This window comes from Hydrogenophaga bisanensis (genome assembly GCF_042665135.1).
Classification (GTDB): domain Bacteria; phylum Pseudomonadota; class Gammaproteobacteria; order Burkholderiales; family Burkholderiaceae_C; genus Hydrogenophaga; species Hydrogenophaga bisanensis.
The window spans coordinates 295,118-320,640 of record NZ_JBHTBX010000002.1 but is presented as its reverse complement, the minus strand read 5'-3'; the positions used below and the strand labels follow the sequence as shown (position 1 = coordinate 320,640).

The following is a 25,523-nucleotide window of genomic DNA, read 5'->3' as shown; positions in this document are numbered from 1 at the left end:
GCAGAATCAGGCCTCTCGACGCAGGGCCGGGAACAGGATGATGTCGCGGATGCTGGCGCTGTCGGTCAGCAGCATCATCAGGCGATCGATGCCAATGCCGCAGCCACCGGCGGGCGGCATGCCGTATTCCAGCGCCCGGATGTAGTCGGCGTCGTAGAACATCGCCTCGTCATCACCAGCGTCCTTGTTGGCCACCTGGGCATGGAAACGCGCGGCCTGGTCCTCGGCGTCATTGAGCTCGGAGAAACCATTGCCGAACTCGCGACCGGTGATGTACAGCTCAAAGCGCTCGGTCACTTCAGGTCGCTGATCATTGGCGCGCGCCAGCGGAGAGATCTCGGTCGGGTGCTCCATGATGAAGGTGGGCTGCCACAGCTTTTCCTCGACCAGTTCCTCGAAATACAGCACCTGCAAGCCAGCCAGCGAGCGGCTGGAGAGCTTGTCCTTTTCTTCGGTCAGGCCCAGCTTGAGCAGGGCCTGACGCAGCCAGGCGGCGTCGTCCACATGGGCGCCTGCAGCCGTGTGCTTGAGGATCGCCTCGCGGATGGTCAGGCGCTCGAACGGACTGTCGATGTCCACCGGCTGGCCCTGGTAGCTCAAGGGCTGGTCGCCACGAACCGTCCGCACCGCATGGCGGATCAGCTGCTCGGTAAAGCCCATCAGGTCCTGGTAGTTCCAGTAGGCCGCATAGAACTCCATCATCGTGAACTCCGGGTTGTGCCGGACGCTGATGCCTTCGTTGCGGAAATTGCGGTTGATCTCGAACACGCGGTCGAAGCCGCCCACCAGCAGGCGCTTGAGGTACAGCTCGGGCGCGATGCGCAGAAACATCTGCTGGTCCAGCGCGTTATGGTGGGTTTCAAACGGCTTGGCGTTGGCGCCGCCCGGGATGGGATGCAGCATCGGCGTCTCCACCTCCAGGAAGCCGTGCGCGACCATGAACTCGCGGATGCTGGACAGACCCCGGCTGCGGGCCATGAAGCGCTGGCGGGTTTCCTCGTCCGTCATCAGGTCCACGTAGCGCTGCCGGTACTTGACCTCCTGGTCCTGGATGCCGTGGAACTTGTCGGGCAGCGGACGAAGGCTCTTGGTGATCAGCCGGAGGTGATCGGCATGAATCGTCAGTTCGCCGGTGCGGGTGCGCATCAGCACCCCCTCGGCGGCAATGATGTCACCCAGGTCCCAGTGCTTGAAAGCTTCCAGCGTCGCCTCGCCCACGCTGTCCTTGTTCAGGTAGATCTGGATGCGCCCGGCCGTGGGGCCGAAGGAAGCGTCCTGCAGGGTCGCAAAGCACGCCTTGCCCATCACGCGCTTGAGCATCATCCGGCCCGCCACGCTGGCGCGCACCGGCTCGGCTTCCAGCTGCTCCTTGGTCATCTCGCCATAGAGCGAGAAGAGCTCTTCTGCCTTGTTGGCGGGCTTGAAGTCGTTCGGAAAGGCCACGCCTTCACCGCGCTGCTGGGCCTCGCGCAAGGCCTTGAGTTTTTCGCGACGCTCCGCAATCAGCTGGTTGTCGTCGGTGGCAGGGGCGGCGTGGGCGTGTTCGGTGGTCATGGTGGAAGGCATGAAAAAACGGGTTGCGCCAGGCAGGCGCAACCCGTCATTGTAATTTCCGGCGGAACCGGTCCGGTCAGTGACCCAGGTAGGCCTCGCGGACCTTGGGATCGGTCAGCAGATCCTTGCCGGGGCCCGTCATGGTGATCAGACCCGAATCCATCACGTAACCGCGGTCGGCGATCTGCAGCGCGCGCTGGGCGTTCTGCTCCACCAGCACGATGGTCACGCCCTGGGCGGACACGTCGCGCACCACCTCGAAGATCTTGTCCACCATGATGGGTGACAGGCCCATGGACGGCTCGTCGAGCAGCAGCACCTTGGGCTGGCTCATCAGGGCACGGGCCATGGCCAGCATCTGCTGCTCGCCACCGGACATGGTGCCCGCCAGCTGGTCCTTGCGTTCCTTCAGGCGCGGGAAGATACCGAACATGCGCTCGATGTCGGCCTGGATGCCAGCCTTGTCCGAGCGGATGTACGAACCCATCAGGAGGTTCTCGGTGATCGTCATGCGGGTGAAGATGCCGCGTCCTTCCGGCACCATCGCCAGACCCTGCTTGACCAGATCCCAGGCACCCTGGCCCTTGATGTTCTGGCCCAGGTACTCGATGCTGCCGCCTTCGGCCCCCAGCGAGCCGGTGATGGCCTTCATGGTGGTGGTCTTGCCGGCGCCGTTGGAGCCGATCAGGGTGATCAGTTCACCCTCGCGGACCTCCATGTCGATGCCCTTGACGGCCTTGATGCCACCGTAAGACACCTTCAGGCCCGAAACTTTCAGGAGTGTGTTTGCCATGTTCTTGTCCATCCTCGATCAGTGGCCGCCGGTGCCGAGGTAAGCCTCGATCACCTTGGGGTCCTTCTGCACTTCGGCGGGCGTACCCGAAGACAGCTGCTTGCCGTAGTCCAGCACGGTCACACGGTCACACAGACCCATCACCAGCTTGACGTCGTGCTCGATCAGCAGGATGGTCCGGTTGTCCTTGCGGATCTGGTCAATCAGTTCGCGCAGCTGGACCTTCTCGGTCGCGTTCATGCCGGCGGCCGGTTCGTCCAGCGCAATCAGTTGCGGGTCCGTGGCCAGCGCACGGGCAATTTCCAGACGTCGCTGGTCACCATAGCTCAGCGTGCGCGACTTGTAGTCGGCGAACTTGGCGATGCCCACATATTCCAGCAACTCCATGGCGCGGGCCTGGATGGCTGCCTCTTCCTTTTTGAACGACCCGGTGCGCAGGATGGCGCCCACCAGCCCCGAAGTGGTGCGCACATGGCGCCCCACCATCACATTTTCCAGGGCCGTCATCTCAGGAAACAGACGGATATTCTGGAAGGTGCGCGCGATGCCGGCCTTGGCCACCTCATGCACCGCCGTGGGGGTGTATGGCTTGCCCGCCAGCTCGAAGCTGCCGCTGTCGGGGGTGTACAGGCCCGTCAGCACGTTGAAGAACGTGGTCTTGCCGGCGCCGTTGGGGCCGATCAGGCCATAGACCTGGCCACGCTTGATCTCGATGCCCACATCGCTCAGGGCCTGCAGGCCGCCAAAGCGCTTGGACACGTTCGCCACTTTGAGAATGGTCTCGCTCATGATGGTGTCCTTTCGCTCACTTCGCCAGGGATTTGCCGTGTTCCGGAGAAGGCCACAGCCCCTTCGGACGGATCAGCATGATCACCACCATGGCCAGCGCGATCAGCAGCTGGCGCAGGATCTCGGGGCCCAGGCGGCCATCGGTCATGTGCGACAGGTCGGGCAGATGACGCAGCAACTCCGGCAGGCCGGCCAGCATCAGGGCGCCCAGAATCACGCCAGGGATATGACCGATGCCACCGAGCACCACCATCGCCACGACCATCACCGACTCCATCAGCGAGAAGGACTCGGGCGAGACAAAGCGCTGGAACGACGCGAACAGCACCCCGGACATGCCACCGAAGGTGGCACCCATGCCGAAGGCCAGCAGCTTGAGGTTGCGGGTGTTCAGGCCCATGGCCTTGGCGGCGATCTCGTCTTCGCGGATGGCCATCCAGGCACGGCCGATGCGCGAGTCCTGGATGCGGTAGGAAATGATCACCGTCAGGATCACGAAGAACAGGAACAGGTAGTAATACAGCGTGACCGGCTGGAAGGTGAAGCTCCAGTCGCCGATGCTCAGCGTGTGCCGCTGCCCCATGTTGAAGCCGAAGACCGTCAGCGGGTCGATCTGGCTGATGCCCTTGGGACCGTTGGTGATGTTGACCGGGCGGTCCAGGTTCAGCAGGAAGATGCGGATGATTTCGCCGAAGCCCAGGGTGATGATGGCCAGGTAGTCGCCGCGCAGCTTGAGCGTGGGCGCGCCCAGGATCATGCCGACGATGCCGGCAAGCACCGCCGCCACGATCATCACGATCCAGATGTTGACATGCAGACCATCAGGGAACATGGCCTTGATGGCCGGGAAGGTGTCCGCCAGATGGGGTGAGGCCAGCAGGCCGTACAGGTACGCGCCGACGGCAAAGAAGGCGATGTAACCCAGGTCCAGCAGGCCGGCGTAGCCGACCACGATGTTCAGGCCCAAGGCCAGCAGCACATACAGCAGGGCGATGTCAACGATGCGGACCCAGGAGTTGCTGCCGGTGGCCTGCAGCAGCAGAGGCAGCACCATGAGGGCAATGCCCGCAATGATGAAGGTGACGATTTTTCCGGATTTCGAGTTCATCATGATGGTGTCCTCCGGTATCAGGCGCGATCGGCCACACGCTCACCCAGCAGGCCGGACGGACGCAGGGTCAGCACCAGGGCCAGCACGATGAACGCGAAGATGTCGACGTACTGGCTGCCCAGGAAGCCGCCCGTCAGGGCACCCAGATAACCAGCCCCCAGGGCTTCGATCAGCCCCAGCGCGATGCCCCCGACCACGGCACCGGCCAGGTTGCCGATACCGCCCATGACGGCAGCGACAAAGGCCTTGAGACCGGGCATGAAACCCATGGCGTGTTGCACGGTGCCGTAGTTCGAGGCCCACATCACGCCGGCGATGGCCGCCAGCATGGCGCCGATGATGAAGGTCGCGGAAATCACCACGTCGGGGCGGATGCCCATCAGGGCGGCCACGCGCGGGTTCTCGGCGGTGGCACGCATGGCGCGTCCCAGGTTGGTCTTGTTCACCAGCCACATCAGGAGCGCCAGCGTGATCGCGGTCACCGCCAGGATGGTGATCTGGGTCACCGAGATCACCGCGCCGCCCAGCTGGATCGGCTCGCGCGAGAGCATCGACGGATAGGACTTGGGGTTGGGTGCCCAGATGATCATCGCCAATGTCTGCAGCAGCAAGGACATGCCGATGGCGGTGATCAGCGGGGCCAGGCGCGGCGAGTTGCGCAAGGGCCGGTAGGCCAGTTTCTCGATCGTGAAGTTCAGCGCCGCGCACACCACCATCGCAATCGCGGTGGCCATGAGCAGGATCATCCAGCCCGGCAAGCCGATGGACGCTTCCATCATCAGGCGGATGATGGTCCAGCTGGTCAGCGCGCCGACCATGAGCACGTCGCCGTGCGCGAAGTTGATGAGTCCGATGATGCCGTACACCATGGTGTACCCGAGGGCCACCAGCGCATACATACTGCCCAGGACCAGACCATTGATGATCTGCTGCAGCAAGACGTCCATGAAGTTACTCCGTGTTTGTGACAGGCCGGGACACCGACCGGGAGATCCGATCCCGCGCCCGGGTAGGGCGAGGAGTCCCGTGTTCTTACCCGCTTCAACCTAGCAAAAAACCCGCCAGGCTCGACCTGTTTACAGGGCGGTCTGCGGGTTGGTGGCGGCATTGTAGCGAAGGGTTAATCGCCTTCCGATGCGTGCAAGCCCTTATGCCGCACGGGTTTACCCTCGTTTCGGCGGCAGCATCAGCCCTGCATCAACAGTACAGAGATTTCATTAGACTTTCTTATTGTTCAGCGCACACAGCTCCCGGAGCTTCTCGCCAATACGAATTTCCAGCCCTCGGTCCACAGGCCGGTAAAAATCCGGGTCAGGCATGCCTTCGGGCAGATATCGTTCGCCGGCAGCGAAGCCACCGGCCTCGTCGTGCGCGTAGCGATAGCCTTTCCCGTAATCCAGATCCTTCATGAGCTTCGTGGGCGCATTGCGCAGATGCATGGGCACCGGGCGGCTGCCATCTTTCTTGACGAAGGCCTTGGCTTCGTTGAACGCCTTGTAGACCGCATTGGACTTGGGGGCCACGGCCAGGTAGACCACACATTCGGCCAGGGCCAGCTCCCCTTCGGGCGAGCCCAGCCGCTCGTACACCTCGGCGGCATCGAGCGCCAGACGCAAGGCCCGCGGATCGGCCAGGCCGATGTCCTCGGCCGCCATGCGGATCAAGCGCCGGGCCAGGTAGCGGGGATCGGCACCGCCGTCGAGCATGCGCGCGAACCAGTACAGGGACGCATCCGGATCCGATCCCCTCACGCTCTTGTGCAGGGCGCTGATGGTGTCGTAGAACTGCTCGCCGCCCTTGTCGTAGCGGCGCATGCGTTCACCCAGGACGCGCAGCAGCCAGGCATCGGTCACCTCGGCCAGCTTCTCCCGCGCCGCCGCCACGGCCAGCGTCTCCAGCGTGTTGAGCAGACGCCGGGCATCCCCATCGGCATACGCCACCAGCCGATCCTCGGCGGCCTTCTCGATCACGGGCACGGCACCGATGCCCTGCGCCCGGTTCACCAGCTGACGCAGATCCTCCTCACCCAGGGGCTGGAGCACATAGACCGCCGCCCGCGACAGCAGGGCCGAATTGACCTCGAACGAGGGATTCTCGGTGGTGGCACCGATGAAGGTGAACAGCCCGCTCTCCACATGGGGCAGAAAGGCGTCCTGCTGGCTCTTGTTGAACCGGTGGACCTCGTCCACAAACACGATGGTGCGCTGCGCATGCAGCCCGTCCCGCGCGGCCTCGGCGCGTTCCACGGCTTCGCGGATGTCCTTGACCCCGCCCAGCACCGCACTGATGGTGATGAACTGGGCGTCGAACGCATCGGCCATCAACCGGGCAATGGTCGTCTTGCCCACCCCCGGCGGCCCCCAGAGAATGCAGCTGTGAGGTTGCCCGGACTCGAAGGCCAGGCGCAAGGCCATGCCTTCACCCAGCAAGTGCTGCTGCCCGATGACCTCGCCGAGGCTGCGCGGTCGCAGCCGTTCAGCCAGCGGAACATGCGTGCCCGTCGCCATGAGGGGTCAGGGGCGGATCACGTCGGCACCCGCCGGCGGGCTGAACCGGAAACGTTCCGCCGGCAGGGCCGCACCTGCCTGCCATTGGGTGAAAGTCAGCACCGACTGCTGGCCCAGGCTGTCGGCGATCTCCAGCACCGCCAGTTGACCGGCGCGAAACCCCACCCGCACCCGCTGCAGCTGGCCGTCCTTCTCGCGCGGCCTGGCCTCCACCCACGACAGGCCGTCGCGATCCGGCTGCGCAGCCAGCTCGAAAACACCCTGCAGCGACTTGAGGTCGGTGCCCGCGGCAATGAGGGCTGCCGGCGTGCTGCCCAGCACATCCTGCTGTTTGCGGGCCGTCACCTGGTTGAGATCCACATCGTGCAGCCAGAGCGTCTGACCATCGGCCACGATGGTCTGCTCGAAGGGCTTGGTGTAGTCAAAGCGGAAGCGGTTGGGCCGCTGGAAGTCGAAGCGGCCGCTGGAGGTCTTGGTGCGCGCCCGGGTGTCGCCCTCACGTTTGGGTGAGGTCACCACCTGGGTGAACGACGCGCTGCCACCGGTGACCTCACGCAGGAAACGCTCCAGGTCCTGCAAACCGTCGGCGTACGCCGAGCCCATCAGAAAAGTGGCCGCCAGGGCCGTGAGCAAGGATGTTTTCATGGAACTGGGACCCTCCTGTGGTCCGGGAGTTTCCGGAGATCTGCGAGCCGGGTTCAATCCCCTCGCGGTGCCACCAGGATGTCGCGCTGGCCGCTGGAGGTCAATGCGCTGACCAGTCCTGCATTCTCCATGTCTTCCAGCAGGCGGGCGGCGCGGTTGTAACCGATCTTGAGCTTGCGCTGCACATACGAGATGCTGGCCTTTCGGTCCTGCAGCACGATGGCCACCGCCTGGTCGTACAGCGGGTCTTTTTCACCACCCTCACCACCTTCGCCCAGCAGATCTCCGCCCTCACCATCGCCCGCCGCCGATTCCAGCACGCCATCGATGTAGTTGGGCTCGCCGTACTGTTCTTTCAGGTACGAGGCCACGCGGTGCACCTCGTCGTCGCTGACGAAGGCGCCGTGCACGCGGATCGGGAAACCGGTGCCCGAGGGCATGTAGAGCATGTCGCCCATGCCCAGCAGGCTCTCGGCACCCATCTGGTCCAGGATGGTCCGGCTGTCGATCTTGCTGCTGACCTGGAAGGAAATGCGGGTCGGGATGTTGGCCTTGATCAGACCGGTGATCACGTCCACGCTGGGGCGCTGCGTGGCCAGGATCAGGTGGATGCCGGCGGCGCGGGCCTTCTGCGCCAGGCGGGCGATCAGCTCTTCGATCTTCTTGCCCACCACCATCATCAGGTCGGCCAGCTCGTCGATCACCACCACGATGTGCGGCAGCCGCTCCAGCGGCTCGGGCTGCTCGGGCGTGAGGCTGAAGGGGTTGCCAATGTGCTCGCCGCGCGCCTTGGCCTCGTCGATCTTGGCATTGAAGCCCGCCAGGTTGCGCACACCCATCTTGCTCATGAGCTTGTAGCGCTTTTCCATCTCGGCCACGCACCAGTTCAGGCCATTGGCCGCCTGCTTCATGTCGGTCACCACCGGGCACAGCAGGTGCGGAATGCCTTCGTAGACGCTGAGTTCCAGCATCTTCGGGTCGATCAGCAGCAGGCGCACGTCCTTGGCGTCGGCCTTGTAGAGCAGCGACAGGATCATGGCGTTGATGCCCACCGACTTGCCCGAACCGGTGGTACCAGCCACCAGGCAGTGCGGCATCTTGGCCAGGTCAGCGACCACCGGCAGGCCGGCGATGTCCTTGCCCAGGCCCATGGTCAACAGGCTCTTGGCGTCGTTGTAGACCTGTGAACCGAGGATCTCGCTGAGCTTGATGGTCTGTCGCTTGGCGTTGGGCAGTTCCAGCGCCATCAGGTTCTTGCCCGGGATGGTCTCGATCACACGGATGGACACCAGCGACAGCGAACGCGCCAGATCGCGGCTCAGGTTGACGATCTGCGAGCCCTTCACCCCCGTGGCCGGCTCGATTTCGTAGCGCGTGATCACCGGGCCCGGCGCCGCCGCCACCACGCGGACCTCGACGCCGAAGTCCTTGAGTTTCTTCTCGATGAGGCGGCTGGTCATCTCCAGCGTCTGGGCGTCCACACCCTGTTGCTGCGCCGGCGCGCTGTCCAGCAGGTCCACCTGGGGCAGCTTGCTGTCCGGCAGTTCGGTGAACAGCGGCTTCTGGCGCTCCTTGGCCACCCGTTCGCTTTTGGGTACCTCGACGACCGCCGGTTCGATGAACACGGGGGTCGGGTGATGCTCCTCGATCTCCTCGCGCTCCACCGCCACGACGACTTCGCGCTCGCGTGCCGCCTGCTCGCCGATGCGCAGGTCCTCATCCGCCTCGCGCTTTTCACGGCGCGATTCGAACCAGCCTTCCAGGCGGCTGCCCAGGGCCTCGGACCAGTGCCCCCAGGAAAAGGCGAACACCCGCGGCAGCGCCAGCACCAGCAGGGCCAGCAGAACCAGGGCCGAGCCGGTGAAACCCAGCCAGCGCATGGTCAGAGGCCCCAGGGCATGCCCCAGGGCGCCGCCCGCGTCATCGGGCAACAGGCCATCGAGCCGGTGCAGGCGCGTCCACTCCAGCACGCAGCTGGCCACCATCAGAAGAACCAGCGCCACCCAGAACCCCAGCCGCCCCCGCCAGCGCCACCAGGCGACCGACTCGTCCGACTCACCCGGCGCGGGCGGAAGATCCTGCTGGCCCCGAAGCCAGCGCGCCAGCGTCGACAGCCAGGCCCGAACCCCGGCGAAGACCAACCACCAGCAGGAGAAACCAAAAAGGAAATAGGCGCCATCAGAGAGCCAGGCGCCCGCCTGGCCGCCCCAGTTGTGAATGGCCGCACTGGTGCCCGAGGTGCTCCAGGCGCTATCGGACGGTGAATGGGTCAGCAGTGCCACCAAAGCAAACAGCAAGCCGGCGGCGCCCAGCACCAAGCCAATCTCCTGGGCAAAGCGTGCCAGACCCGAGGGCCCTTGCGCGGCCCGGTCGGCATTGAGTGTGTTCAGTGAATAGGTCATGTCGCTCGCAACGATCCGGATGCGAGCTTACCCCATGGAAAAACCAGGATCGCCTCAACCCAGGGAATTGAGCCGCTCCTTGATGATGGTGCTGCCGTCGTCGGCCGACTCGATGAAGCCGCGGTCCTCCAGATCCTTCATGACCCGGCTGACCATCTCCCGGGAAGCGCCGATCATCTTGGCCACATCCTGACGCGAGACCCGTTCGCGGATCACCAGTTGCCCGTCCTTGTCGGGCTGCGCAAACTCCAGGAGCGCCCGGGCCACGCGGCCATACACATCCATCAGGGCCAGCGACTCGATCTTGCGGTCGGCCTGACGCAGGCGTTGCACCAGGCCCTTCATCACCGCATAGGCCATGGAGGTGTTTTCGGGCAGGCAGCGGGCAAATTCGGCGCGCCCCAGAATCAGCACATCGGTCTGCACCTCGGCCCGCACGGTGGCCGAATGGGGCTGGTTGTCGATCAGGCTCATCTCACCGACGTAATCGCCCGGGTTCATGGTAGCGAGAATCACCTCGCGCCCCCGGCTGTCCTGGGTGATGACCCGGGCACGACCGGTGAGCACGATGGCCAGGAAGTTGGACTTCTTGCCCTGCTCGACAATCTCTTCGCCCCGCTTGTAGCGTCGCTTGACCACCGCCTCTGACACCGATTCGGCCTGGGCCTGGGTCAGCGTGGAAAACAGGGGAACGCGTCGGATCAGCTCGAGATTGGACAGGATGGCCATGCGTGTATTCCTTGTTGTCATGTCCCGCGACGGCCCAGCTTCGTAAAATGCCCCTCGAACCTCACCGGTTCGGGGCAGGCATTGCCTCCATGCCGCTGCCGTCCGCGTGTACTGCCAAATGTATACCAATCGCCCGGCCGACAAACCCGGGACCTTCCTCATGAAACACTGCAAAGTCCTGATTCTTGGTTCCGGCCCCGCTGGCTACACCGCCGCTGTCTATGCTGCCCGGGCCAACCTCAACCCGGTGCTGATCACCGGCATCGCCCAGGGCGGTCAGCTCATGACCACCACCGAGGTGGACAACTGGCCCGCCGACGTCCATGGCGTGCAGGGACCGGACCTGATGCAGCGCTTCCAGCAGCACGCCGAGCGGTTCAACACCGAGATCGTGTTCGACCACATCCACACGGTCGACTTTTCTGTGCGGCCCTTCGTGCTCAAGGGCGACAGCGGCGAATACAGCTGCGATGCCCTGATCATTGCCACCGGGGCCTCGGCCAAGTACCTGGGTCTGCCCTCCGAGCAGGCTTTCATGGGCAAAGGCGTCAGCGGCTGCGCCACCTGTGACGGTTTCTTCTACCGCGGACAGGAAGTGGCCGTGGTCGGCGGCGGCAACACGGCGGTCGAGGAGGCCCTGTACCTGTCGAACATCGCCAGCAAGGTCACCCTGATCCACCGCCGCGACACCTTCAAGGCCGAGGCGATCATGATCGACAAGCTGATGGAGAAAGTGCGCGAGGGCAAGATCGAACTCAAGCTGCACAGCGTGCTGGATGAGGTGCTGGGTGATGCTTCCGGTGTGACCGGCGTCCGCCTCAGGAACGTGCAGTCCGGCGCCCTGGAGGATCTGGCGGTCAAGGGCTGCTTCATCGCCATCGGACACAGCCCCAACACCGACATCTTCAAGGACCAGCTGGAGATGAAGGACGGCTACATCGTCACAAAATCGGGTCTCAATGGCATGGCCACCATGACCAGCGTGCCCGGTGTCTTTGCCGCCGGCGACGTCCAGGACCACATCTATCGCCAGGCCATCACCAGCGCCGGTACCGGGTGCATGGCCGCTTTGGACGCCCAGCGATACCTCGAAAACGCCTGATCTGCCCCGCACACGAAGCCGTCGGTCGGGTGAGACTGGCGCTTGCTTTGCCGAGCAACCTATAATGCAAGGCTTTGCTGAATCCGGCTTGGCCAGATCAGACAGGAAATGGGTTACCGCCACCCTTATGGCGAGGTGAGGCCCCCACCGCTCGGGTGGCGGCCGTTTGATGAGATCGGAGTGTCCTCATGGCACGCGTCTGCGACGTCACGGGCAAGAAGCCCATGGTCGGGAACAACGTTTCCCACGCCAACAACAAAACCAAGCGCCGGTTCCTGCCGAACCTGCAATACCGCCGTTTCTGGGTCGAGAGCGAGAACCGCTGGGTTCGTCTGCGCGTCTCGGGTGCTGCCCTGCGCCTGATCGACAAGAAGGGCATCGATGCCGTGCTCGCCGACCTGCGCGCACGCGGCCAGGCATAAGGAGTAAGGCACCATGGCAACCAAAGGCGCACGCGAGAAGATCAAGCTGGAATCCACCGCTGGAACCGGCCACTTCTACACCACCACCAAGAACAAGAAGACCACGCCCGAGAAGATGCTGATCAAGAAATTTGATCCGAAGGCTCGCAAGCACGTGGACTACAAGGAAATCAAGCTGAAGTAATTCGGCCTGAGACCCACAAAAAAACCCGCTGTGAAAACAGCGGGTTTTTTGTTGCCTCTCGAAGATTTCTTCCGAGAGGCACGCCGCGCCGCCGAAGCGGCGCAGATCCAGATCAGGCGTGCGCCGAACGCAGCTTGATGGAGAAGTCGCGCAAGGCGGCGATGCCGCTCTCTTCCGCGCGGCGGCACCAGGCCTGCAGGTCGGCGGCCAGTTGCTCACGGGTGGCGTTGGTGCTGGACCACAGGGCGCGCAGTTCCTCGCGCATGGTCACCATCTTGTCCAGCACCGGGCTCTGGGCCAGCACCTGGGCCAGCTGCGGCTTGACGTTGGCGGGCACCTTGTCGTCATCGCGGTGCAACCAGCGCTGGGCCGCCTTCACGAGAGCGACGTCGGCACTGCGGGACTTCACACCCTGGAGTTCGCGCTGGCAGGCCGCGCGCAGCTCGGCGGCATAGCCGGCCATCACCTCATAGCGGTTGGCAATGATCGCTTCGAGCGTCTTCTCGTCAGCCACCGGCTTGACGTCACCGAAAGCCAGGCGGGGCGGCACCTTCTTGGGATGCGCCAGACCCAGGGCCTGCAGGCCACGGATGTACATCCAGCCGATGTCGAACTCGTAGGGCTTGACCGAGAACTTGGCCGAGGTGGGGTAGGTGTGGTGGTTGTTGTGCAGTTCCTCACCACCGACGATGATGCCCCAGGGGGAGACGTTGGTGCTGGCGTCGACCGCCTCGAAATTGCGGTAACCCCAGTAGTGGCCGATCCCGTTGATGACACCGGCGGCCCACAGCGGAATCCAGATCATCTGCACCGCCCAGACCGTCAGGCCCAGGGCACCGAACAGCGCGACGTTGATGATCAGCATCAGACTGACCCCCAGCGCCGAATGCTTGGTGTAGAGGTTGCGTTCGATCCAGTCGTCGGGCGTGCCGTGACCATAGCGGGCCATGGTCTCGGCGTTCTTGGCCTCGGCACGGTACAACTCAGCCCCCTCCCAGAACACCTTCTTGATGCCATAGATCTGGGGGCTGTGAGGATCTTCCTCGCGCTCGCACTTGGCGTGGTGCTTGCGGTGGATGGCTGTCCACTGCTTGGTGACCATGCCGGTGGTCATCCAGAGCCAGAACCGGAAGAAGTGGGCAGGAATCGGATGCAGATCCAGCGCGCGGTGCGCCGAATGGCGGTGCAGGTAGATGGTGACGCTGGCGATGGTGATGTGGGTGAGCACCAGCGTCACGAGGACGATTTGCCACCAGCTGGCACCGGTCAGGCCGTGCTGTACGAAATGGACCAGGGCATCCCACCCGGTGGACCACACGTTCTCGAAAATGTTCATTCAGTTCCTAGCAGAATCGCCCAACGACGGAGGCGACGTGCCGGCCACAAGGCCCGACCGGCAAGGCATGCACTGACTCATGTCAGTTCATCAATTTTAAGTGAGTAGTCCCAAAACACCAAACGGCAACCACCGCCAAGAATGCGTCAAATGCCGGCAACTTTTCCAACAGTTCGGGTGTTTTGCCGGCAATTCAAGGCTTCTTCGTCCAGACCGCGGCAAAAAATCCGTCGGTCGCATGGCGATGCGGCCACAGGCGAAGGAAACATCCGCCCTCACCGGCCACCAATTGGTCGCTGTCGACCACATGAGCGGCGGCCAACAGGGCTGAGACCGGCAGCACCTCAAAATCCGGGTGCTCTCGGGTGAAAGCCCCGGCGACCGCCTCGTTCTCCTGGGGCAACAGACTGCAGGTGGCGTAGACCAGCCGCCCTCCGGGCTTGACCAGGCGCGCGGCGCTGGCCAGGATGCGCCCCTGCAACTCGGCCTGGGCTGCCACGGTCTCGGGCGTCTGACGCCATTTGAGATCCGGGCTGCGGCGCAAGGTTCCCAAACCCGAGCAGGGCGCATCCACCAGCACCCGGTCCATCTTGCCGGCCAGGCGCTTGACCCGCTCGTCCCGCTCATGGGCGATGGCCACGGGATGAACATTGGACAGGCCGCTGCGCGCCAGCCGAGGCTTGATGGCGTCGAGGCGGTGCGCCGAGGTGTCGAAAGCGTAGAGCCGGCCACTGTTGCGCATGGACGCCCCGATGGCCAGGGTTTTGCCGCCCGCACCGGCACAGAAATCAGCCACCATCTCGCCCCGCTTGGCGTCCATCAGCAAGGCCAGCAACTGGGAACCCTCGTCCTGCACCTCGATCCCGCCATTGATGAACAGGGGCAGCTTGCCCAGGTTGGCCTTGTCCTGCAGGCGCACGCCCCAGGGTGAAAAAGGTGTTGCCTGCGCGGCCAGCCCCGCTGCCTTGAGCTCGGTCACCGCGGCGTCGCGTTTCATCTTGAGCGTGTTGACACGCAGGTCGAGCGGAGCCGGCTGATTCAGACTGGTCGCCAGTGCATCGAACTCCTTGCCCACCTGATCGCGCAGCGCCTGCGCCAGCCATTCCGGCAAGTTGTGGCGGTGCGGCGCCAGAAAATCGCCGTCGGTCACCCGCGCGCAGGCATCCAGCCAGGTCTTTTCCGGATCGGTCAGCGCACTCTTGAGAAAGTCGCGGTCGCCCGGAAAACCCAGGATGGCGAGTCGGCGCCACTTGGACCCGGTGCCCGAGCGTGCCAGCCATTCCAGCTTGAGGCGCTCGCGCAGCACCGCATAGACCGTGTCCGACAGCGTGGCGCGTTCGCGGGGCCCCAGGGCCTTGTTCTCGCGGAAATGGCGCGCGACCACGGCGTCGGCCGGGTGGTCGAACTTGAAGACTTTTTCAATGAGACGGGTCGATTCGTCGAGGAGGGCTTTGGGATGCATGGGCCGTATTGTCCCACCGGCGATAATCAAAGGTTATGTCCGACATCGCCCAACAGGTGCGCCGCCGCCGCACCTTCGCCATCATTTCGCACCCCGACGCGGGTAAGACCACGCTGACCGAGAAGCTGCTGCTCTTCTCGGGCGCCATCAACATCGCCGGCTCGGTCAAGGCGCGCAAGGCCGCACGCCACGCGACGTCCGACTGGATGGAGATCGAAAAGCAGCGCGGCATTTCCGTGGCGTCGTCCGTCATGCAGATGGAGTACCGCGACTGCGTCATCAACCTGCTGGACACCCCGGGCCACCAGGACTTCTCGGAAGACACCTACCGCGTGCTCACCGCGGTGGACGCCGCGCTGATGGTGATCGACGCCGGCAACGGTGTGGAGCCGCAAACCCGGCGCCTGCTGCAGGTCTGCCGCGCTCGCAATACGCCCATTCTCACCTTCGTCAACAAGATGGACCGCGAGGTCAAGGCCCCGCTGGACCTGATGGACGAGATCGAGCGCGAGCTGGGCATGACCGTGGTTCCCTTCACCTGGCCGGTGGGCATGGGCAAGACCTTCCGCGGGGTGTACGACCGCCGCGAGGACCAGATGCGCGTGTTCGCCGCCGGTGAAGACCGCCGCGGCGGCGACGAAGAAGTGCTGGCCGGCCTGGACAACCCCGAGAGCGCCCGCCGCTTCGGCATGGAGTGGACGGCAGCCAAGGACGAACTGGAACTGGTCGAAGGCGCTTCCCCAGCCTTCGACAAGGACGCGTTCCTGAACGGTACGCAGACGCCGATGCTGTTCGGCTCGGCCGTCAACAACTTTGGCGTGCGCGAGGTGCTGGACGCGCTGGTCGACCTGGCCCCGTCACCGGGCGCGAAGGCCGCGATCCAGCGCACGGTGGAGCCGACCGAACCCAAGTTCAGTGGCGTGGTGTTCAAGATCCAGGCCAACATGGACCCGGCGCACCGCGACCGCATCGCCTTCGTGCGCTGCGCCAGCGGCCACTTCGAGCGCGGCATGCGCCTGAAAGTGGTGCGCAGCGGCAAGGAACTGCGCCCCAACACGGTGGTGAGTTTCCTGTCTCAGCGCCGCGAACTGCTGGACGAGGCCTTTGCCGGCGACATCATCGGCATCCCGAACCACGGCGTGCTGCAGCTGGGCGACACCCTGACCGAAGGCGAAGCGCTGCAGTTCACCGGCCTGCCCTTCTTTGCGCCGGAAATCATCCGAAGCGTGGAAGTGGCCGACCCGCTCAAGACCAAGCAGCTGCGCGCCGGCCTGACCCAGCTGGGCGAAGAAGGCGCGATCCAGGTGTTCCGCCCCATCGCCGGCACGGTGCTGCTGCTGGGCGCCGTCGGCCAGCTGCAGTTCGAGGTCGTCGCCCACCGGCTGGAGCACGAGTACGGCGTCAAGGCACGCATCATGGGCAGCAGCTACAACGTGGCGCGCTGGGTGACCTGCGCGCCCGAGGATGGCGGCGAGCAGGAGCTCAAGCGCTTCATGGACGCCAACGCCCACCGCGTGGCGCTGGACGCCGTGGATGCGCCCACCGTGCTGCTGGACCACATGGCCACCCTGCGGGCGGTCGAGGCCAACTGGCCCAAGATCAAGTTCCACGCGATGCGCGAGCACGCCGGCCTGGTCTTCCACAAAGGCGTCTGATCAGAATTCACCGACATGAAGCTGTTTGCGCCCCTGTACGAACGCGCCATGCAATGGGCCCGCCACCGCCATGCGCCCTGGTATCTGGGCGGCATGAGCTTCGCGGAATCGTCGTTCTTTCCCATCCCGCCCGACGTGATGCTGGCGCCAATGGCATTGGCCCGGCCGGAGAAGGCCTGGCTCTATGCCTGGATCACGACGCTGGCCTCGGTGGCTGGCGGTGTCTTTGGCTACTTCATCGGGCTGCTGGCTTTCGACGCCATCGAGCCCTGGCTGCAGACCAGCCGTTACTGGGGCGCCTACCAGACCGCCACCCAGTGGTTCGACGAATGGGGTGTGGTGGCGGTGTTCATCGCCGGCTTCTCGCCGATTCCATACAAGGTGTTCACGATCGCCGCCGGCGCCCTGTCCATGGCCCTGCTGCCCTTCACCCTCGCATCGGTGGTCGGTCGCGGCGCGCGGTTCTTCCTGGTGGCAGGCCTGATGCGCTGGGGCGGTGCCCGCATGGAAGCGCAACTTCGCCAGCACATCGATCGCCTGGGATGGGCCACGGTGGCCCTGGTCGCGCTGGGCGCTGCCGCCTACCTCGCCTTAAAGGGCTGAGATCAGCGGGCAATCAGGCGCTCGACCGCCCGGGGATAGATCAGATGCTCCTGGGAGAGCACCCGGGCGGCCAGCACCTGAGCCGTATCGCCCGGCAGGATGGGCACCACCGCCTGGTCCAGGTATTCCCCATGATCGAGTTCGGCCGTCACCCGGTGCACCGTGCAGCCTGCGAATCGGCAGCCAGCATCGATGGCCCGCTGATGGGTGTTCAGTCCCGGGAAAGCGGGCAGCAGGCTGGGATGGATGTTGATGAGCCTGCCTTCATAGTGCTGGACAAACCCGGGCGTCAGGATGCGCATGAAGCCAGCCAGCACCACCAGGGCCGGGCGGTGGCGGTCGATCTCGGCCATCAGGGCGGCATCGAAGGCCTCGCGCGAGGCGTGTGCCTTGTGGTCGAGCACCGCCGTGTCGATCCGCCGTTCGCGCGCAAACACCAGCCCCGCCGCATCGGCCCGGTTGCTGATCACGGCGGCCACCCGGGCACCATACCGGGTTGACCAGTGGCGGGACTGGGCCGCCTCGACAATGGCCGCCATGTTGGAGCCGCTGCCAGAAATCAGGATGACAATGTTGTTAGCCGAAGACATAAGCCCGCAAGTGTAATGAACCACTCTTTCACATCCCGCCCCCTGAGCCCCGCCGAAGCCCGCGTGCTGGCCACCCTGATGGAGAAAGCCCGCACGGTACCCGACAGTTACCCGCTGACGCTCAACAGCCTGCAGACGGGCTGCAACCAGAAGTCCAGCCGCGATCCGGTGATGAACCTGAGCGAGGCGGAGATCAGCGAAGCCATCGATGGTCTGCGGGAACTCAGTCTGGTGGTCGAGTCCAGCGGCTCGCGCGTGACCCGCTACGAACACAACTTCCAGCGGGGGGTCGGTGTGCCGGAGCAGTCGGCCGTCCTGCTGGGCCTGCTGATGTTGCGGGGCCCACAGACCGCTGGTGAACTGCGCATCAACGCCGATCGCTGGTACAAATTCCTGGACATTGCCTCGGTCGAAGCCTTCCTGGAAGAACTGCAGGACCGCGCCGAGGAAAAAGGGGGGCCACTGGTGGCCAAGCTCCCCCGGGCGCCGGGTGCCAGAGAGCAGCGCTGGGCCCACCTGCTGGGAGGACCGGTGGACATGTCCATCCCCGCCGAAGCGCCGCCCCGCCCAGCCGCCGCCGTGCCGGAGGAACGCCTGCAGGCCCTGGAGGCACGGGTCGACGAACTGGAACGCCTGCTGCAAAACCTCAGCGAACAGCTGGGTCTGTCGCAGCCCTGACAGGGGAAAATCGAACGGTCGTGCCAAACTGTTCGGGTGGTCTGCTCTGCAGGCCCGTCGTTTGTTGCCACACACGGAGACACACATGGATCTGGCATTCACGCCCGAAGAACAGGCTTTCCGGGAGGAAATCCGAACCTGGGTCAGGGACAACCTACCCGCCGACATCAGCCACAAGGTGCACAACGCGCTGCGCCTGAGCCGCGACGACATGCAGCGCTGGGCGAAGATCCTGGGCAAGAAGGGCTGGCTGGGCTATGGCTGGCCCAGGCAGTTCGGCGGTCCGGGCTGGAACGCGGTGCAGAAGCACCTCTTTGAAGAGGAATGCGCCCTGGCGGGCGCGCCGCGCATCGTGCCTTTCGGGCCGGTGATGGTCGCCCCGGTGATCATGGCCTTCGGCAACCCGGAGCAGCAGCAGCGCTTCCTGCCCGGCATCGCCAGTGGTGAAGTGTGGTGGAGCCAGGGCTACAGCGAACCGGGCTCGGGCTCCGACCTGGCCTCGCTCAAGACCCGCGCCGAGCGGCAGGGCGACCACTACATCGTCAATGGCCAGAAGACCTGGACCACGTTGGGCCAGTACGGCGAATGGATCTTCTGCCTGGTGCGCACCAGCACCGAAGGCAAACCCCAGACCGGCATCAGCTTTCTGCTGATCGACATGAAGTCGCCCGGCGTCACGGTGCGGCCGATCAAGCTGCTCGACGGCGAATACGAGGTCAATGAAGTCTGGTTCGACAACGTCAAGGTGCCCGCCGAAAACCTGATCGGCGAAGAGAACAAAGGCTGGACCTACGCCAAGCACCTGCTGGCGCACGAGCGCACCAACATCGCCGACGTCAACCGCGCCAAGCGCGAGCTGGAACGGCTCAAGCGCATCGCCAAGGCCGAGGGCGTGTGGGACGATCTGCGCTTCCGGGACCAGATCGCCTTGCTGGAAGTCGACATCGTGGCGCTGGAAATGCTGGTGTTGCGCGTGCTGTCGGCCGAAAAATCGGGCAAGAACTCGCTGGACATTGCCGGCCTGCTCAAGATCAAGGGCAGCGAGATCCAGCAGCGCTATACGGAACTGATGATGCTGGCGGCCGGCCCGTTCAGCGTGCCCTTCATCGAGGAAGCCATGGAAGCCGGCTGGCAGGGCAACTTCCCCGGCGGCGTGGTGGCCAATGCGCCGCTGGCATCGACCTACTTCAACATGCGCAAGACCACCATTTACGGCGGTTCCAACGAAGTGCAGCGCAACATCGTCGCCCAAACCGTTCTGGGCTGAGAGGAGACACAGACATGGATTTCGATTTCAGCGAAGACCAGGAACAGTTGCGCGATGCGGTGCGCAAGTGGGTGGACAAGGGCTACGACTTCGAGCGCCGGCGCGCCATCGTGAAGGCGGGTGGGTTTGACCGTGGCGCCTACGGCGAGCTGGCCGAACTTGGCCTGCCCGGCCTGTATGTGAGCGAGGCCGACGGCGGTCTGGGCATGGGTCCGGTCGAAGGCATGGTGGTGATGGAAGAACTGGGACGCGGCATCGTGCTGGAGCCCTTCGGCCAGACGCTGATCACCAGCGGCGTGATCGGTGCCTACGGCGGCGCCGACGTCAAGACCTCCTGGCTGCCGAAAATCGCGGCCGGCGAGGCGCTGGTGGTGCTGGCGCACCAGGAGCGTGGCGCACGCTACCGGCTTGATGCCTGCAAGACCGCCGCGACCCAGGCCGGTGGTGGCTGGCAGCTCAGCGGCACCAAGAACGTGGTGCCGGCCGGTGACCAGGCCGACACCTTCGTGGTACCGGCCATGGCCAACGGCCAGCTAGCCTTGTTCATGGTCGAGCGTGGCGCCAGTGGCGTGACTTCCCGTGGCTATGGCACGCAGGATGGCAGCCGTGCGGCCGACATCACCCTGGCGCAGACCCCGGCCACCCTGATCACCACCAACGGCCAGGCGGCTCTGGAACACGCGGTGGACATCGGTATCGCCTGCGTCTGTGCCGAAGCGGTGGGTGTGATGGACAAGACGGTGGCCGTGACAGCCGAGTACCTGAACACCCGCAAGCAGTTCGGTGTGCCGATTGCCAGCTTCCAGGCGCTGCGCCACCGCATGGCCGACATGAAGATGCAGCTGGAGCTGGCCCGCTCCATGAGCTATTACGCCAGCCTCAAACTCAATGCGTCCGCCGACGAACGCCGGCGAGCCCTGGCACGGGCCAAGGTGCAGCTGGGCCAGAGCATGCGCTTCGTGGGCCAGCAGGCGGTGCAGCTGCACGGCGGCATCGGTGTGACCGACGAGTACATCGTCAGCCACTACTTCAAGAAGCTGACCCAGCTGGAAATGACCTACGGCGACACCTTGCACCACCTGGGTGAGGTGTCTGACCGCATGGAAGACACGGCGGGCGTCTTCGCCTGACACCGGTCGGTCGCAGGGTGCCCCAGCGGGCACCTTGCGGTTTCTCCGCTTACTCCGTCAGGCTCTTGAACACGCCGGTCATGGCACGGGTGGCCTGCTGGATCGATCCGGCTTCCAGCATGGCCTGCGCATCGGCGTAGCGCTGCTGGTTGATGACCTCGGCCACGCGGCCGGCCTCTGCGTGAACCGCCTGGTGATGGCGGGTCAGTTCGCGAAACGCGGGCTGGTGTCCATACCGCTGACCGCCCGCGCCCGACATCCATGCGCCCAGCTGGCAGCAGTCCGGACGGCTGAAGCGATCCACCTCGAGCTTGAGCTTGCGCATGACCGCGTTGCGCAGGTCGACGGTGTACTGCTGATGCTCCTGCAGCACGCTGGCGGTGTCGACCTCGCCACCGCCGGCGCCCTTGGATTCCTTGCGCATGGCCACCGCATCGGCCTCGGCGAGGGTAATGTCTTTGTCGGTCAGGCGGAACACGCGAATCGAATCGTGCACCTGCTGGACCTGGTGGTTGAGCGAGTGGGCAGCCGCCGCCAGCTCTTCCACCATGGCGGCGTTCTGCTGCGTGATGGCATCCATGTCCACCAGTGCGGTGCTGATCTTGGATACCCCGGTGGACTGCTCCGTCGTGGCGTGACTGATGTCTTCCAGCACATGCGCCACGCGCTCGACCGACCCCATGGCCTCGTCCATGCGGGTGCGCGCCTCGGCGGTCCGCTGGGTGCCGTTTTCGACGCGCTCGCGGGATTCCTCGATCAGCTGCCGGATCTCCTTGGCCGCTGCGGTGGTGCGCTGCGCCAGGGCCCGAACCTCGGACGCCACCACGGCAAACCCCCGCCCCTGCTCGCCGGCACGGGCCGCTTCGACCGCCGCGTTCAGGGCCAGGATATTGGTCTGGAAGGCCACACCCTCGATCACCTGGATGATGTCGCCGATCCGGCGCGAGGAATCGGAGATCTCCTGCATCGTCTGTGCCACGGCCAGCACCGCCTCGTGACTGCGACGCGCCACGCCGGAGGTGTCCCGGGCAGCATGGGCGCCGTCGCGGGCCAGCTGGGTGGTCTGCTGGGTGGTGCCGTTGATTTCCTCCATGGAGGAAGCCGTCTGTTCGAGGTTGGCGGCCTGCGACTCGGTGCGGGCCGACATGTCCTGGTTGCCCGCCGCGATTTCATGCGTGGCGCCACGGAGGTTGGCCACCTCGTGACGCACGTCGCGCACCACGGTGCGCACCGACACCACCAGCTGGGCCAGGGCCAGCTGCAGTTGACGGATCTCGTCCCGACCATCGACCGTGACCAGGCTGGTCAGGTCGCCGCTGGCCACCTTGTTGGCGGTCTCGACCACCCCCCGAAGCGGCTTGAGCGTCAGGTGATTGGCCAGCCATGAACCCGACGCAACCGTCAGCAGCCCCACCAGCGCGGTCACGGTGTGAGGGGCATCGAACTGCGCACTGACCACCGGTCCCAGCGCAGCCCAGGCACTGATGAGCACCAGCTGCCCGCGGATGCCCGGTCGGAGGGCTCGGCCCAGCTTGCCCAACCAGCCGGCGCGAACCAGTTCTCCCCGGTGCAGCCTGTGCACCAGGCGCCCCGCTTCCGCTTCGGCACGCATGGTGGCGTACAGTGTTTCGGTTGCCGCCACCTCCTCGGCGCCGGGCTTGCTGCGCACGGACAGATAACCCACGATGCGGTCGCCGCTGCGCACCGGCGTGGCGTTGGCCCGCACCCAGTAGTGATCGCCGTTCTTGCGGCGGTTCTTGACCAGCGCTGTCCAGGGCAACCCGCTCTCGATGGTCTCCCACATGTCGCGGAAGGCTTCTTCCGGCATGTCCGGATGGCGCACCAGGTTGTGGGGTTGCCCCATCAGCTCCTCGCGCGTGTATCCGCTGACCGAGACGAAATTGGCGTTGCAGTAGGTGATCCGCCCCTTGAGGTCGGTGACCGAGATCAGGGTCTGGTCAGAAGGAAAGTCATACGCATTCTGCGTGACCGGCAGGTTCTTGCGCATTGGAAACCCCTATGCATGGAAGCGGGATCGCGTCGTGGTGGCGGCCGATTGTCTTGACGCGGATGGGTGTAAAGCCGTTGTATGCATATCGGATGTGCTGCCAACGACTTGAGGAAGAAAGTGACGGCACATCACTCAGCCCTCAGCCCCAGCGCTTGAGCAGCTCGCCCAGAGAACCGATGTCGAGCGGCTTGACCAGGTGAGCCTGGGCGCCAGCGTCGCGGTAGAACGACCAGTTGTGACTGAGATCGTCCCCGCTGACCAGCACGACGGGCACCGTGGATGCGCCCCTTTCGCGGCGGGACTTCAGGGCCGCCAGCGTCTCCAGACCACCCAGCACGGGCATCTGAAGGTCGAGCAGCAGCAGGTCAAAGGTCTGCTTGTCCAGCAGGTCCAGCGCAATGCGACCATTGCTGGCCAACGCACCGCTGTGCCCGAGCGAGCGCAGCAACCGGGCCGCCAGCCGAAGCTGGATCGGATCGTCATCGGCCACCAGGACCCGCAAGGCACGCGAAGCAGTCATGCCCCGATCCTAAGCCGGGCCAATCATGCCAATCGCGGGAAAAGCGGGAAAAACGCCGCCAAGCAGCGGCTTGACGCTCAGGCGTGCAAGCGAGAGCTGCGCGGCAGATGGGCCATCAGGAACTCCATCTGGTCGGCCAGGATGCGCCGGTTGCGCAGGATGAAGTCTTCCCAGAGGCTCGGCACATACGGGGCGTACAGCAGACCCATGCGGGCCTGTTCGGGCGTGCGGTTGCCCTTGCGGTGGTTGCAGGCCTTGCAGGCGGTCACCACGTTCATCCAGTGATCCCGTCCGCTCTGGGCCAGCGGGACGATGTGCTCGCGCGTCAGGTGGTCTTCACCAAAATGCTGCCCGCAGTAGGCACACAGGTTCCGGTCGCGCGCAAAGAGCTTGCTGTTGGTCAGCGAGGGCCGCAGGTCGAAGGGGTTGATGCCAGGCACACCCTTGGTGCCGATGATGGAGTTGACGGTGATGACGGACTGCCGGCCGGTGATGGCGTTGTGGCCCCCGTGAAACACCGCGATCTCGGCACCGACCTCCCAGCGGACATCGTCCGCAGCGTAGTGCAGCACGGCTTCTTCCAGGCTGATCCACGATTGCGGCAGCCCCTGTGCGGAGAGCTTCAAGACCTTCAAGACCAGGCTCCTTCGTCGAAACAAGTCACCGGATGCGCCCCGCCCCCAAGGACAGGGCCTCGTCTTGTGTGTCAATATAGCAAGATTCCATGAATATCCAGCGACAGCGGGCATCCCGACGCTGCGCTGCGCACATCCGAACACCATGAAGATCTTTCGCGGCCTGTCCCTGGGCAGCGCACGGGCATCCCGTCCGTCTCAGGGCTGTGCGCTGACCATTGGCAATTTCGACGGCGTCCACCGCGGCCACCAGGCGATGTTGGCCTTGCTGCAGAACGAAGCCCGCCACCGCGGCGTGCCGTCCTGCGTCATGACCTTCGAGCCGCATCCGCGCGACTACTTTGCTGCGGTGCACCGCAAGCCGGAGCTGGCGCCGGCGCGCATCGCCACCCTGCGCGACAAGCTGGAGGAACTGGCCCGCTGCGGTGTGGACCAGTGCGTGGTGCTGCCCTTCAACGAGCGCCTGGCTTCCCAGCCCCCGGAATCCTTCATCGACGACATCCTGGTGGATGCGCTCGGGGTGAAGTACGTGCTGGTCGGTGACGATTTCCGCTTCGGGGTCCGGCGCACCGGCGACTACGCGATGCTGGACGCCGCTGGCGAACGCTTGGGCTTCGATGTGGCCCGCATGCAAAGCTATGAGGTGCACGGCATCCGGGTCAGCAGCTCGGCCGTGCGGGATGCGCTGGCCGCTGGTGACATGGAGCGGGTGGCCGCCTTGCTCGGTCGCCCCTACAGCATCAGTGGACACGTGGTGCATGGCCGCAAGCTGGGCCGGCAGCTGGCCGAATCGACGCCCGGTGCCGGTGACGGTTTTCGCACCCTGAACCTGCGCTTTTCGCACTGGAAGCCGGCCGCCAGCGGGATTTTTGCCGTGCAGGTGCACGGGCTCCACCCCGACCCTGCGGCGGCACCGATTGCGGGCGTGGCCAACCTGGGTGTCAGGCCCTCGCTGGACCCGAACGACGTCAACGGCGGTCGCGTCCTGCTGGAAACCCATTGCCTGGACTGGCCGGCTGACCTGTCGGCGTCGCTGCCCGGAGGGGAGGCCTACGGTAAAATCATCCGGGTGGAACTGCTGCACAAACTGCACGACGAGCTCAAGTACGACAGCCTGGCCGCCCTCACCCGGGGCATTGCCAAGGACTGCGATGATGCTCGTGCCTACTTCGCGTCGCTGCACGCCCAGACGCGTCGCCAGACCACCCGCGACCGAATTTAACGCTGCCAGGGGGTCGGTCAATGGTCCGACCCGACGGTGGCGCGCCCTGTCACAGGCCCGGGGCGACACGCCCTGCCCTTGAGGCAGCCCCGCTGCCCACTGACCGGCCCGCGATCCGATTTCCCAGAAAGCCGAACCCACCATGGCTGACAAGCACGCTGCCCCGAAGAACGACA

24 protein-coding genes are annotated in these 25,523 nt (G+C 64.9%); 9 read left to right on the top strand and 15 right to left on the bottom strand.

The genetic code is table 11. The features are described 5' to 3' along the window. Positions 1-6: 6 nt before the first annotated feature. The 9 genes from lysS to ACFQNJ_RS04170 form a co-directional block, all read right to left on the bottom strand. Entirely contained in the window at positions 7-1,554 is a 1,548-nt protein-coding gene (gene lysS / locus ACFQNJ_RS04210; RefSeq protein WP_382254070.1) for a lysine--tRNA ligase, read from the bottom strand. 76 nt (positions 1,555-1,630) lie between these two features. Next, positions 1,631-2,347: an ABC transporter ATP-binding protein gene (locus tag ACFQNJ_RS04205; protein ID WP_374641721.1), complete on the bottom strand. Its 717-nt coding sequence runs from the start codon at positions 2,345-2,347 to the stop codon at positions 1,631-1,633. 18 nt (positions 2,348-2,365) lie between these two features. Continuing rightward, positions 2,366-3,136: an ABC transporter ATP-binding protein gene (locus tag ACFQNJ_RS04200; protein WP_374641719.1), complete on the bottom strand. Its 771-nt coding sequence runs from the start codon at positions 3,134-3,136 to the stop codon at positions 2,366-2,368. Positions 3,137-3,152: 16 nt separating this feature from the next. Next, a complete protein-coding gene (locus tag ACFQNJ_RS04195; RefSeq protein WP_374641717.1) occupies positions 3,153-4,247 on the bottom strand; it encodes a branched-chain amino acid ABC transporter permease in 1,095 nt (364 codons plus the stop codon). Positions 4,248-4,264: 17 nt separating this feature from the next. Continuing rightward, positions 4,265-5,194 (bottom strand): branched-chain amino acid ABC transporter permease, encoded by a 930-nt coding sequence (locus ACFQNJ_RS04190; protein ID WP_374641715.1) that lies wholly within the window; start codon positions 5,192-5,194, stop codon positions 4,265-4,267. A 270-nt stretch (positions 5,195-5,464) separates the two neighbouring features. Continuing rightward, a complete protein-coding gene (locus tag ACFQNJ_RS04185) occupies positions 5,465-6,754 on the bottom strand; it encodes a replication-associated recombination protein A (protein WP_382254066.1) in 1,290 nt (429 codons plus the stop codon). 6 nt (positions 6,755-6,760) lie between these two features. Next, positions 6,761-7,399 carry an outer membrane lipoprotein periplasmic chaperone LolA gene (gene lolA, locus ACFQNJ_RS04180; protein WP_374641711.1) on the bottom strand — a complete coding sequence of 213 codons (639 nt, stop codon included), beginning with the start codon at positions 7,397-7,399 and terminating at the stop codon, positions 6,761-6,763. A 53-nt stretch (positions 7,400-7,452) separates the two neighbouring features. Further along, positions 7,453-9,801, bottom strand: coding sequence for a DNA translocase FtsK (locus tag ACFQNJ_RS04175; RefSeq protein ID WP_382254064.1), 2,349 nt, complete (start codon positions 9,799-9,801; stop codon positions 7,453-7,455). A gap of 54 nt (positions 9,802-9,855) precedes the next feature. Beyond that, positions 9,856-10,530, bottom strand: a complete 675-nt coding sequence (locus tag ACFQNJ_RS04170; RefSeq protein WP_382254061.1) for a Crp/Fnr family transcriptional regulator — start codon at positions 10,528-10,530, stop codon at positions 9,856-9,858. Between the two features lie 160 nt (positions 10,531-10,690). Between ACFQNJ_RS04170 and trxB the strand changes: the two genes are divergently transcribed. From trxB to rpmG, 3 genes are all read left to right on the top strand, one after another. Then, positions 10,691-11,632 carry a thioredoxin-disulfide reductase gene (gene trxB / locus ACFQNJ_RS04165; RefSeq protein ID WP_374641705.1) on the top strand — a complete coding sequence of 314 codons (942 nt, stop codon included), beginning with the start codon at positions 10,691-10,693 and terminating at the stop codon, positions 11,630-11,632. 188 nt (positions 11,633-11,820) lie between these two features. After that, positions 11,821-12,054: a 50S ribosomal protein L28 gene (gene rpmB, locus ACFQNJ_RS04160; RefSeq protein WP_300235070.1), complete on the top strand. Its 234-nt coding sequence runs from the start codon at positions 11,821-11,823 to the stop codon at positions 12,052-12,054. A gap of 13 nt (positions 12,055-12,067) precedes the next feature. Continuing rightward, the gene (gene rpmG / locus ACFQNJ_RS04155) at positions 12,068-12,238 is read left to right on the top strand and encodes a 50S ribosomal protein L33 (protein ID WP_056269543.1); all 171 of its coding nucleotides are present in this window, start codon (positions 12,068-12,070) and stop codon (positions 12,236-12,238) included. 112 nt (positions 12,239-12,350) lie between these two features. Here the strand turns inward: rpmG and ACFQNJ_RS04150 are convergent, their stop codons facing one another. Together ACFQNJ_RS04150 and ACFQNJ_RS04145 are read right to left on the bottom strand one after the other, a co-directional pair. After that, entirely contained in the window at positions 12,351-13,574 is a 1,224-nt protein-coding gene (locus ACFQNJ_RS04150; RefSeq protein ID WP_382254056.1) for a DesA family fatty acid desaturase, read from the bottom strand. 193 nt (positions 13,575-13,767) lie between these two features. Further along, positions 13,768-15,036 (bottom strand): RsmB/NOP family class I SAM-dependent RNA methyltransferase, encoded by a 1,269-nt coding sequence (locus tag ACFQNJ_RS04145; protein ID WP_382254053.1) that lies wholly within the window; start codon positions 15,034-15,036, stop codon positions 13,768-13,770. A 35-nt stretch (positions 15,037-15,071) separates the two neighbouring features. Here ACFQNJ_RS04145 and ACFQNJ_RS04140 point away from each other — a divergent pair, with 35 nt between their 5' ends. Further along, positions 15,072-16,691, top strand: a complete 1,620-nt coding sequence (locus tag ACFQNJ_RS04140; RefSeq protein WP_382254050.1) for a peptide chain release factor 3 — start codon at positions 15,072-15,074, stop codon at positions 16,689-16,691. A gap of 15 nt (positions 16,692-16,706) precedes the next feature. Continuing rightward, entirely contained in the window at positions 16,707-17,294 is a 588-nt protein-coding gene (locus tag ACFQNJ_RS04135; protein WP_382254047.1) for a YqaA family protein, read from the top strand. A 2-nt stretch (positions 17,295-17,296) separates the two neighbouring features. On the opposite strand, the gene purN is transcribed toward ACFQNJ_RS04135, so the two are convergent. Continuing rightward, on the bottom strand, positions 17,297-17,884 hold the full coding sequence (gene purN / locus ACFQNJ_RS04130; RefSeq protein ID WP_382254044.1) for a phosphoribosylglycinamide formyltransferase: 588 nt from the start codon (positions 17,882-17,884) through the stop codon (positions 17,297-17,299). Between the two features lie 15 nt (positions 17,885-17,899). Between purN and ACFQNJ_RS04125 the strand changes: the two genes are divergently transcribed. From ACFQNJ_RS04125 to ACFQNJ_RS04115, 3 genes are all read left to right on the top strand, one after another. After that, complete coding sequence (locus tag ACFQNJ_RS04125; protein ID WP_382254042.1) at positions 17,900-18,562, top strand: YceH family protein; 663 nt, start codon at positions 17,900-17,902, stop codon at positions 18,560-18,562. Positions 18,563-18,647: 85 nt separating this feature from the next. Then, entirely contained in the window at positions 18,648-19,829 is a 1,182-nt protein-coding gene (locus ACFQNJ_RS04120; RefSeq protein ID WP_382254039.1) for an acyl-CoA dehydrogenase family protein, read from the top strand. Positions 19,830-19,843: 14 nt separating this feature from the next. Next, positions 19,844-20,959, top strand: coding sequence for an acyl-CoA dehydrogenase family protein (locus ACFQNJ_RS04115; protein WP_382254036.1), 1,116 nt, complete (start codon positions 19,844-19,846; stop codon positions 20,957-20,959). A 49-nt stretch (positions 20,960-21,008) separates the two neighbouring features. On the opposite strand, the gene ACFQNJ_RS04110 is transcribed toward ACFQNJ_RS04115, so the two are convergent. The 3 genes from ACFQNJ_RS04110 to ACFQNJ_RS04100 all read right to left on the bottom strand — a co-directional run bounded on the left by ACFQNJ_RS04110 (position 21,009) and on the right by ACFQNJ_RS04100 (position 24,125). Beyond that, complete coding sequence (locus ACFQNJ_RS04110; protein WP_382254033.1) at positions 21,009-22,967, bottom strand: methyl-accepting chemotaxis protein; 1,959 nt, start codon at positions 22,965-22,967, stop codon at positions 21,009-21,011. A gap of 142 nt (positions 22,968-23,109) precedes the next feature. Further along, on the bottom strand, positions 23,110-23,490 hold the full coding sequence (locus tag ACFQNJ_RS04105) for a response regulator (RefSeq protein ID WP_382254030.1): 381 nt from the start codon (positions 23,488-23,490) through the stop codon (positions 23,110-23,112). A gap of 77 nt (positions 23,491-23,567) precedes the next feature. Beyond that, positions 23,568-24,125 carry an HNH endonuclease gene (locus tag ACFQNJ_RS04100; protein WP_382254028.1) on the bottom strand — a complete coding sequence of 186 codons (558 nt, stop codon included), beginning with the start codon at positions 24,123-24,125 and terminating at the stop codon, positions 23,568-23,570. Positions 24,126-24,270: 145 nt separating this feature from the next. Here ACFQNJ_RS04100 and ACFQNJ_RS04095 point away from each other — a divergent pair, with 145 nt between their 5' ends. Next, positions 24,271-25,347, top strand: coding sequence for a bifunctional riboflavin kinase/FAD synthetase (locus ACFQNJ_RS04095; RefSeq protein WP_382254026.1), 1,077 nt, complete (start codon positions 24,271-24,273; stop codon positions 25,345-25,347). The last annotated feature ends 176 nt before the right edge of the window (positions 25,348-25,523 follow it).

Bases quoted from the DNA above. Each gene is read 5' to 3' on its own strand.
- lysS (WP_382254070.1), bottom strand. From the start codon at position 1,554: ATGACCACCGAACACGCCCACGCCGCCCCTGCCACCGACGACAACCAG.
- ACFQNJ_RS04205 (WP_374641721.1), bottom strand. From the start codon at position 2,347: ATGGCAAACACACTCCTGAAAGTTTCGGGCCTGAAGGTGTCTTACGGT.
- ACFQNJ_RS04200 (WP_374641719.1), bottom strand. From the start codon at position 3,136: ATGAGCGAGACCATTCTCAAAGTGGCGAACGTGTCCAAGCGCTTTGGC.
- ACFQNJ_RS04195 (WP_374641717.1), bottom strand. From the start codon at position 4,247: ATGATGAACTCGAAATCCGGAAAAATCGTCACCTTCATCATTGCGGGC.
- ACFQNJ_RS04190 (WP_374641715.1), bottom strand. From the start codon at position 5,194: ATGGACGTCTTGCTGCAGCAGATCATCAATGGTCTGGTCCTGGGCAGT.
- ACFQNJ_RS04185 (WP_382254066.1), bottom strand. From the start codon at position 6,754: ATGGCGACGGGCACGCATGTTCCGCTGGCTGAACGGCTGCGACCGCGC.
- lolA (WP_374641711.1), bottom strand. From the start codon at position 7,399: ATGAAAACATCCTTGCTCACGGCCCTGGCGGCCACTTTTCTGATGGGC.
- ACFQNJ_RS04175 (WP_382254064.1), bottom strand. From the start codon at position 9,801: ATGACCTATTCACTGAACACACTCAATGCCGACCGGGCCGCGCAAGGG.
- ACFQNJ_RS04170 (WP_382254061.1), bottom strand. From the start codon at position 10,530: ATGGCCATCCTGTCCAATCTCGAGCTGATCCGACGCGTTCCCCTGTTT.
- trxB (WP_374641705.1), top strand. From the start codon at position 10,691: ATGAAACACTGCAAAGTCCTGATTCTTGGTTCCGGCCCCGCTGGCTAC.
- rpmB (WP_300235070.1), top strand. From the start codon at position 11,821: ATGGCACGCGTCTGCGACGTCACGGGCAAGAAGCCCATGGTCGGGAAC.
- rpmG (WP_056269543.1), top strand. From the start codon at position 12,068: ATGGCAACCAAAGGCGCACGCGAGAAGATCAAGCTGGAATCCACCGCT.
- ACFQNJ_RS04150 (WP_382254056.1), bottom strand. From the start codon at position 13,574: ATGAACATTTTCGAGAACGTGTGGTCCACCGGGTGGGATGCCCTGGTC.
- ACFQNJ_RS04145 (WP_382254053.1), bottom strand. From the start codon at position 15,036: ATGCATCCCAAAGCCCTCCTCGACGAATCGACCCGTCTCATTGAAAAA.
- ACFQNJ_RS04140 (WP_382254050.1), top strand. From the start codon at position 15,072: ATGTCCGACATCGCCCAACAGGTGCGCCGCCGCCGCACCTTCGCCATC.
- ACFQNJ_RS04135 (WP_382254047.1), top strand. From the start codon at position 16,707: ATGAAGCTGTTTGCGCCCCTGTACGAACGCGCCATGCAATGGGCCCGC.
- purN (WP_382254044.1), bottom strand. From the start codon at position 17,884: ATGTCTTCGGCTAACAACATTGTCATCCTGATTTCTGGCAGCGGCTCC.
- ACFQNJ_RS04125 (WP_382254042.1), top strand. From the start codon at position 17,900: ATGAACCACTCTTTCACATCCCGCCCCCTGAGCCCCGCCGAAGCCCGC.
- ACFQNJ_RS04120 (WP_382254039.1), top strand. From the start codon at position 18,648: ATGGATCTGGCATTCACGCCCGAAGAACAGGCTTTCCGGGAGGAAATC.
- ACFQNJ_RS04115 (WP_382254036.1), top strand. From the start codon at position 19,844: ATGGATTTCGATTTCAGCGAAGACCAGGAACAGTTGCGCGATGCGGTG.
- ACFQNJ_RS04110 (WP_382254033.1), bottom strand. From the start codon at position 22,967: ATGCGCAAGAACCTGCCGGTCACGCAGAATGCGTATGACTTTCCTTCT.
- ACFQNJ_RS04105 (WP_382254030.1), bottom strand. From the start codon at position 23,490: ATGACTGCTTCGCGTGCCTTGCGGGTCCTGGTGGCCGATGACGATCCG.
- ACFQNJ_RS04095 (WP_382254026.1), top strand. From the start codon at position 24,271: ATGAAGATCTTTCGCGGCCTGTCCCTGGGCAGCGCACGGGCATCCCGT.